Raw genomic sequence first — 6,618 nt, 5'->3', positions numbered from 1 at the left:
GTCCGATTTCGCCTTCAAGGCGCTCAACCGCTGGCTCTTTCCATGGAGCCTGGCATGAGCAAGCTGCTGATCGAAGGCGTCTCGCGGACCTTTGCCGGGGTAGGGGGCGGGCAGCCGGTGCGGGCGCTGCAGCCGGTCGACCTCGCGGTCGCGGCGAATGACTTCATCACCATCCTTGGGCCATCCGGCTGCGGCAAGTCGACCTTGCTCAGGATCGTCGCCGGACTGGAGGCGCCGAGCACGGGCCGCGTGCTGCTCGACGGCAAGGCGGTCACAAGGCCGGGACCAGACCGCGGCATGGTGTTCCAATCCTACACGCTGTTTCCCTGGCTGACGGTCGCCGAAAACATCGGTTTCGGCCTGCACGAGCAAGGCCGGCCCGAGCGCGAGCGCAACGAGATCGTCGCCTCCTATATCGATCTCGTCGGCCTGAAAGGCTTCGAGAGCCACTGGCCGAAACAGCTTTCGGGCGGCATGCAGCAGCGCACGGCAATTGCGCGGGCGCTGGCCAACGATCCCGAAATCCTGCTGCTCGACGAGCCGTTCGGTGCGCTCGACAACCAGACGCGCGGGTTGATGCAGGAATTGCTGCTCGGCATCTGGGAGCGGCGCAAGAAGACGGTGCTGTTCGTCACCCATGACATCGAAGAGGCGATCTTCATGGCGTCGCGGGTGATCGTGATGAGCGCCCGGCCCGGCCGCATCAAGTCGGACGTGCCAGTCGACCTGCCGCATCCGCGCCACTACACGCTGAAGACCAGCCCGGAATTCTCGGCGCTCAAGGCGCAGCTCACCGAAGACATCCGTATCGAGGCGATGCGGACGGCGCAGGTGTAGTCAGTTCGACACATACTGGATCGGGTCGGGAAAAATGCTTGGCTCGTTCAAGAGACGTTTTAGCCGTGGAAGATCACGGACGGGAGCTTCCAGAGTCGCCATGAACGCAGCCCATTTCTCCGCGTCGAGACCGAAGCTGCGCCGGTCGGCCAGATTGTCGAATTGAGTCGCTCTCGTGGTCATGTGACACCTGATCAAGCCGCCAGCAATTGCTTGCGGTCGACGCGCTCCTGCTGCGGCGAGCGGGCATAGAGTTCGCGGTAGCATTTGGAGAAATGCGAGGCGGAAACGAAGCCGCATGCGACTGCCACTTCGACCACCGGCAGCGACGACTGGATGAGCAGATGCCTGGCGCGGTCGAGCCGGATCTCCAGATAGTAGCGGGCGGGCGACCGGCCCATCTCGGTGCGGAACAGGCGCTCGATCTGCCGGCGCGACAGATCGACATGGTCGGCGATCTCGATCAGCGACAGCGGTTCGGAGAGGTTCGCCTCCATCAACTCGATGATGGTGAGCACCTTGGAATTTTGAACGCCGAGGCGGGCACGCAGCGGCAGGCGCTGGCGATCGGTCGGACTGCGCACGCGGTCGGTCAGCACCTGCTCGCAGACGCGGTTGACCAGGCTCTCGTCGAAATCATCGCCGATCAGCTTCAGCATCATGTCGAGCGCGGCGGTGCCGCCGGCGCAGGTGTAGACATTCTGGTCGATTTCGAAGAGGTCGGCGAAGACATTGGCTTTCGGGAAGGCCTCGGAGAAGCCCGGCAGGTTTTCCCAATGAATTGCGCAGCGCTTGTTGGACAGCAGGCCCGCGGCGGCCAGGATATGCGCGCCGGTGCACAGGCCGCCGACGGCGACGCCGCGATTATACTCTTCGCGCAGCCAGGCGAACGCCGATTTGTTGTGGTAGCGCTCGACATTGATGCCGCTGCAGACGATCGCCATGTTCGGCCGGTCCGGCCCGGCCATCTTCCTGCGCTCCTCCTCCAGCGAGGTGTTGACGGCACATTCGACGCCGTTCGAGGCGCGAACCGGTTTGCCGTCGATGCTCGCCAGGCGCCAGCTATAGGCCTCATAGCCGAGCATCCGGTTGGCCGAGCGAAGCGGATCGAGCGCCGTCGCGAAGGCGATCATGGTGAAGTCGGGAACGAGGAAGAATACAAACGATCTCTTGATCGGGTGCTTTACGGCATTCACGGTGAAACCTCACGCAGCCATGACGCGAACAGGATGTCGCGAACAGCATAGCGACAACAGGAAAAACCATTCCTGTCAATCGGGTAGGCGGCTAAGTGAAGATTAAATTTGCGACACGAGTCGCAAATGGGCAATAGGTGCAACCGCAGGGCGTCGCTGCACCGACGACAAGTGGCAATACCGAAATGAAAACGCCGCCACGGCAAGCCGGGCGGCGTTTGAATTCAGCTAATCGGTACTGGATTGTCTCAGGCAACGAAGCCGAGACGAGCAGCGGCCACGGCGCCGGTCTGGCCGGGCATGGTCTTGGCGAGACGCTGACGCTCCAGAGCGGTCGTCAGGTTCACTTCGCGGCGGGCAAACAGGCGGGCAAAGAGCTTCATCATCATCTCCATTTGGTTGCTCAGACGGGTCGCCTTCGCTTGATGGAGTGGGGCAGCTCGTTTTTGCTGGCGCCGATATAGGCTCGCTTCGGCAAAAACTAAATCGCAAAAACGAAGCGCTTGATATGAAAAGCGACACGATTTGCGACATTTTTGGGCAACGTGCTCACAATTTCCTATTATTTACAGTGCTTTACCTGGCCTGTTAACCCGTTATGCGAGTGGTTCATATGCGTCATGCAGCGGCGGCATGGCTGTAAAAGTCGTTTGATGCAAACAAAAAGGCCTAAAACAAACAAAAAGGCCTGCCGAGCTGACGCGGCAGGCCTTCAGATCTCCATACACACGTGATTACTTCGCTCCGGCCCAGCTTCCGACACCGTGGCGCAAGCCGGTCTTTACGTCGGCTGCTTCCGGCCAGCCGATATCCTTCTGCAGTTCGATCGGCAGCGCATGGATGGCGCGTTCGGTCTGATAGCGGGCGCGGGCCGCGCTGAATTCGGTCGCAAGCCGACCGATGGACGACAGGATAGACATTTCTTTCTCCTCTATGCGGGCAGGGAGGCGCCCGTCACTGCGTTAAGTCAGGTCTGTTTCAGCTTCATTTCATGTCGATTGCAGGACTGTGTCAGGGTCGTCTCATGGCTGCTTTTGGCAGCATCCTGCATCGATTGAGTTGACTATGCGCCCGGACTGATGTTCAATCAAACGAAATGGAATGATGGATTGCATCAGAAAAATTGAAGGTCGGCTCCCATGAACGCCCCGCTCAATCACCCTTTGCCGCTGCTTGACCTCGATGTGCTGCGCACCTTCGTGGCGATCGCCGAGACTGGCTCCTTCACCACCGCCGCCAACGCGGTGTTCCGCACCCCGTCGGCCGTCTCCATGCAGATCAAGAAGCTGGAAGATATTCTCGGCCGTTCCGTCTTCGCGCGCGATGCGCGTTCGGTGACGCTGACGACGGATGGCGAGATGCTGCTCGGCTATGCCCGCCGGCTTTTGTCGATCAACCGCGAGGTGGTGTCGAAGTTCATCATCCCCGACATTGTCGGCGTGGTGCGGCTTGGGTCCCCGGACGACTATGGCGAGCGCGTGCTGCCGCATGTGCTGAAGCGCTTTGCGCAGTCGCATCCCTCGATCGCCGTCGACGTCACCATCGACCAGAGCATCAATCTGCGCCGGCGCATGGACGACCGCGCGCTCGACATCACGCTGCTCACAAATTCCTACAAGACCAGTGCCGTCGGCGCGGAGGTTCTGCTGACCGAGCCCATCGTCTGGGCGGGCGCCAAGGGCGGCTGCGCGCATCTGCGCGAACCTTTGCCGGTGTCGCTGTGGGAGGAGGGCTGCGCCTGGCGGGCCGGCGCGCTCGAAGCGCTCGGACGCGAGGGCCGCAACTATCGCATCGCTTATATGAGCGCCCACACGGCCGGCCAGCGCGCCGCAATCATGGCCGACCTTGCGGTGGCGCCGCTGCCGAAATCCTTCCTCGGCGACGAGATGGTCTCGCTGGGCGCCAAGGACGGCATGCCCGAGATCGGCACCTACAATCTCGCCATGGTGGTGGCGCCCGACGCCAGCGCGCCGGTGAAGGCCGTGGCCGACCATATCCGGGCGACGTTCGAACTGTTCCGCGAAACCGGCAAGTTCTGACGAACGTGATGGACCGATTTTCGGTGCTCAGCGACCTCGTTGCGTTCGCAAAGCCGATTGAGCGGCTGACCGACATGATTGACGAGCTTGGCTGGTCGGATACGCCGATCGTTGTCCTTAGCGCCGATCACATAGCGAGGACGCTCCGTCGCTTTCTCACGGGGGAGCTAGCCGCGTCCGACGTGGAGGAATGGGCAAATCTGATCGAACTCAGGGACGATATCGGCTACCACCCCGATCGAAGCGATGAAATCGCCGATGCGATCTTCGTACTCGCAAATCCGGTCATCAACGGAACTCTTGATAGGCCCTTGGCCGACGAGTCGACCGTCTCCCTTTCGGCTTGACCGCGGGCTTCATCCCTCAGGAACGATACGATGCTGTCGCGCGCGCGGCGCGCTTCCGGCATCTCGATCAGCGGCCAGACGTGGAACATGCCCTCCTCGTAGACCACGTCCACCTCCACGCCGGCAGCCCGCGCCCGTTCGGCGAAGATGAGATTGTCTGGTGTCAGCATGTCGCGTGAGCCGGTCAGCAGCAGCGTTTTCGGCAGCAGGGACAAGTCGCCGTAAAGCGGGCTGATGTGCCAGTCTTTGCGGTCGAAACCGGCGCTGTAGAGCCGCACCGCTTCCAGCCCACCCGGAATGCCCAGCCAAGGATCCTGGCGCTCGGCCTCGAAGACTTCAGGATTTGCAAGCGAAACGTCGAGGCCGGGCGAGATCAGCACATGGCGCGACGGCGAGGGCAGGCCCTCCTTGGCCGCCATCATGGTCAGCACGACGGCCATGTTGCCGCCGGCGGAATCGCCCATGAAGACGATGTCCTCCGAGTCGGTCCTTTCGAGCATGTGCCGGTAGACGTCGCCGACCATGCCGAACATGTCGTGGAAATCGTGCTCGGGCGCGATCGGGTAGATCGGCACGGTGATTCCGAAACCGAGACGCTCGGCCATCTCGGCGATCAGCCCCCAGTGGTAGGAGGTGATCTGAAAAACATAGGCGCCGCCATGCAGGTAAAGTATGCGCCGGCGTTCGCCCGCCTTCGGCGCGATCTCATAGACGGGAAAGCCGTCGATCTCGGTCTCGGTTATGTCCAGCCGCGCCTTGAGCAAGGCCGGCGGATGATGGTCCTCGGTCTTGCGGGCATAGGCGATCCAGCGCTGCAGGTTCTCGGGGCTGGAAAACGCCTTCTTGCGGCTGTGCCGCAGTACGAACGAAACGAGGTGGCTTTTCAAACTGGGCATGCGGATACACGGATCTCGGCAGAGCCGACTAAGAGAATTCCCCCCGCTTTTCGAAGATCGTACCGCAGTTAAAAATGTCAAGGATTCACGCTGGCACATCGGCGTGATCCGGTGGTGCCGGTTTCCCTGTCTACGCAATTACGGAGGGCTATGGCGAAGTCGACGAGCCAGTCGCTGCGCGCTTTCCCTGGAATTGCTTAGCGCCGCTTCGGCAGCAGCGCGGCGCGCAGCTTGTTGTCGCCCGCCGCCGGAGCCGCATCGCGGCCCCGGCGCTTGCCGAGCAGCTTGCATTTGTCGGCGAAGGTCATCAGCGCGGCGTGCCCAGGAGCAGCTTGTGCAGTGCTGCCTGAGGATCGCTCGGCGGCGAGGCCGGCCAGCCGATATCCTTCTGGACATGCGCCGGCAGATCGTTGAGCGCGCGGATCGCCTTGTTCCTGGCATGAGCCTGCCTGATGGTGACACCGAAGCGGCTGAGATTTCCGAACATTGACATTTTCTTCTCCCTTGAAGACCAGCGGCGGCCGCGAATGATCCCCGGCCGCCATGCGATGGCCGCTAAATGCGTCACGCCTGTATCGGGTCGATTTCGCGAGAACAGCGCTTCGGTTTCCGGATCGCGCGGATTCGGAAACATTTGCATGCAAATGAAGTTGAAGTGTTGGAGGCGGAAAGAAGCCTACGCGCGGCCCCGCCGTGCCGCGCGCTCCTCGCGTGAGCGCCGGCGCGGGGTGGCGTCGCCTGCGGCGCCGTCCTCGCTCATTGCCTTGCGCGGCGGCAGCTTCACCGCGGCGGCCAGCTTGGGGAAGGGGTCGACCTTGTTCGGCAGCGCCATGGCGTAGACGAAGTGCTCCTGGAATTTCGGTTCCAGCGCCGTCTCGATCTTCTCGATCCTGCTCACCGTCTCTTCGATCTCGCGACGGTAGCCACGGTTCAAGAGCGCCATGCGCGCGCCGGCGCCGGCGGCGTTGCCGACGGCCGAGACCTTGTCGAGGTCGCAGTCCGGGATCAGGCCAAGGACCATGGCGTATTTCGGATCGATGAAGGAGCCGAAGGCGCCGGCGAGATGGATGCGGTCGACATGATCGGTGTGCTGCTTTTCCATCAACAGCTTGGTGCCGGCATAGAGCGCCGCCTTGGCAAGCTGGATGGCGCGGACGTCGTTCTGGGTGATGGTGATCTTCGGCTCGCCTTCCTTCAGCACATAGGAGAAGGTGCGGCCGTTGGCCACGATGCGCGGCGAGCGCGCCGAAAGCGACCCGTCGACGACGCCGTCCTCCGAAATGATGCCGGACAGATACATCTC

9 protein-coding genes are annotated in these 6,618 nt (G+C 62.1%); 2 read left to right on the top strand and 7 right to left on the bottom strand.

The genetic code is table 11. The annotated features are described in order from the left end of the window. Positions 1-54 precede the first annotated feature (54 nt). A complete protein-coding gene (locus EOA24_RS23555; RefSeq protein ID WP_126082168.1) occupies positions 55-837 on the top strand; it encodes an ABC transporter ATP-binding protein in 783 nt (260 codons plus the stop codon). Here EOA24_RS23555 and EOA24_RS43950 read toward each other — a convergent pair whose 3' ends face one another. From EOA24_RS43950 to EOA24_RS23535, 4 genes are all read right to left on the bottom strand, one after another. Beyond that, positions 838-1,020 (bottom strand): DUF1778 domain-containing protein, encoded by a 183-nt coding sequence (locus EOA24_RS43950; RefSeq protein WP_281059011.1) that lies wholly within the window; start codon positions 1,018-1,020, stop codon positions 838-840. An 11-nt stretch (positions 1,021-1,031) separates the two neighbouring features. Next, positions 1,032-1,970 carry a GlxA family transcriptional regulator gene (locus EOA24_RS23545; RefSeq protein WP_348526999.1) on the bottom strand — a complete coding sequence of 313 codons (939 nt, stop codon included), beginning with the start codon at positions 1,968-1,970 and terminating at the stop codon, positions 1,032-1,034. A gap of 311 nt (positions 1,971-2,281) precedes the next feature. Next, positions 2,282-2,416, bottom strand: coding sequence for a hypothetical protein (locus EOA24_RS43945; protein ID WP_126082170.1), 135 nt, complete (start codon positions 2,414-2,416; stop codon positions 2,282-2,284). Positions 2,417-2,767: 351 nt separating this feature from the next. Continuing rightward, a complete protein-coding gene (locus tag EOA24_RS23535) occupies positions 2,768-2,953 on the bottom strand; it encodes a hypothetical protein (RefSeq protein ID WP_042645026.1) in 186 nt (61 codons plus the stop codon). Between the two features lie 219 nt (positions 2,954-3,172). Between EOA24_RS23535 and EOA24_RS23530 the strand changes: the two genes are divergently transcribed. Continuing rightward, positions 3,173-4,072: a LysR substrate-binding domain-containing protein gene (locus EOA24_RS23530; RefSeq protein ID WP_042645025.1), complete on the top strand. Its 900-nt coding sequence runs from the start codon at positions 3,173-3,175 to the stop codon at positions 4,070-4,072. A 226-nt stretch (positions 4,073-4,298) separates the two neighbouring features. Here the strand turns inward: EOA24_RS23530 and EOA24_RS23525 are convergent, their stop codons facing one another. From EOA24_RS23525 to EOA24_RS23515, 3 genes are all read right to left on the bottom strand, one after another. After that, positions 4,299-5,315, bottom strand: coding sequence for an alpha/beta hydrolase (locus EOA24_RS23525; protein WP_126082171.1), 1,017 nt, complete (start codon positions 5,313-5,315; stop codon positions 4,299-4,301). Between the two features lie 307 nt (positions 5,316-5,622). Further along, on the bottom strand, positions 5,623-5,808 hold the full coding sequence (locus tag EOA24_RS41785; protein ID WP_040982459.1) for a hypothetical protein: 186 nt from the start codon (positions 5,806-5,808) through the stop codon (positions 5,623-5,625). A 183-nt stretch (positions 5,809-5,991) separates the two neighbouring features. After that, positions 5,992-6,618: ASKHA domain-containing protein (locus EOA24_RS23515; RefSeq protein ID WP_127410114.1), on the bottom strand; the 627-nt coding region annotated here is incomplete at its 5' end.

The sequence above is a fragment of the Mesorhizobium sp. M2A.F.Ca.ET.039.01.1.1 genome, assembly GCF_003998035.1.
Taxonomy (GTDB): Bacteria; Pseudomonadota; Alphaproteobacteria; order Rhizobiales; family Rhizobiaceae; genus Mesorhizobium.
This window is presented reverse-complemented; position numbering and strand designations above follow the sequence as displayed.

What these genes read in the sequence shown, in the direction of transcription:
- EOA24_RS41785 (WP_040982459.1), bottom strand. Translation starts at nt 5,808, where the DNA reads ATGTCAATGTTCGGAAATCTCAGCCGCTTCGGTGTCACCATCAGGCAG.
- EOA24_RS23525 (WP_126082171.1), bottom strand. Translation starts at nt 5,315, where the DNA reads ATGCCCAGTTTGAAAAGCCACCTCGTTTCGTTCGTACTGCGGCACAGC.
- EOA24_RS23535 (WP_042645026.1), bottom strand. Translation starts at nt 2,953, where the DNA reads ATGTCTATCCTGTCGTCCATCGGTCGGCTTGCGACCGAATTCAGCGCG.
- EOA24_RS23555 (WP_126082168.1), top strand. Translation starts at nt 55, where the DNA reads ATGAGCAAGCTGCTGATCGAAGGCGTCTCGCGGACCTTTGCCGGGGTA.
- EOA24_RS43945 (WP_126082170.1), bottom strand. Translation starts at nt 2,416, where the DNA reads ATGAAGCTCTTTGCCCGCCTGTTTGCCCGCCGCGAAGTGAACCTGACG.
- EOA24_RS23530 (WP_042645025.1), top strand. Translation starts at nt 3,173, where the DNA reads ATGAACGCCCCGCTCAATCACCCTTTGCCGCTGCTTGACCTCGATGTG.
- EOA24_RS43950 (WP_281059011.1), bottom strand. Translation starts at nt 1,020, where the DNA reads ATGACCACGAGAGCGACTCAATTCGACAATCTGGCCGACCGGCGCAGC.
- EOA24_RS23545 (WP_348526999.1), bottom strand. Translation starts at nt 1,970, where the DNA reads ATGATCGCCTTCGCGACGGCGCTCGATCCGCTTCGCTCGGCCAACCGG.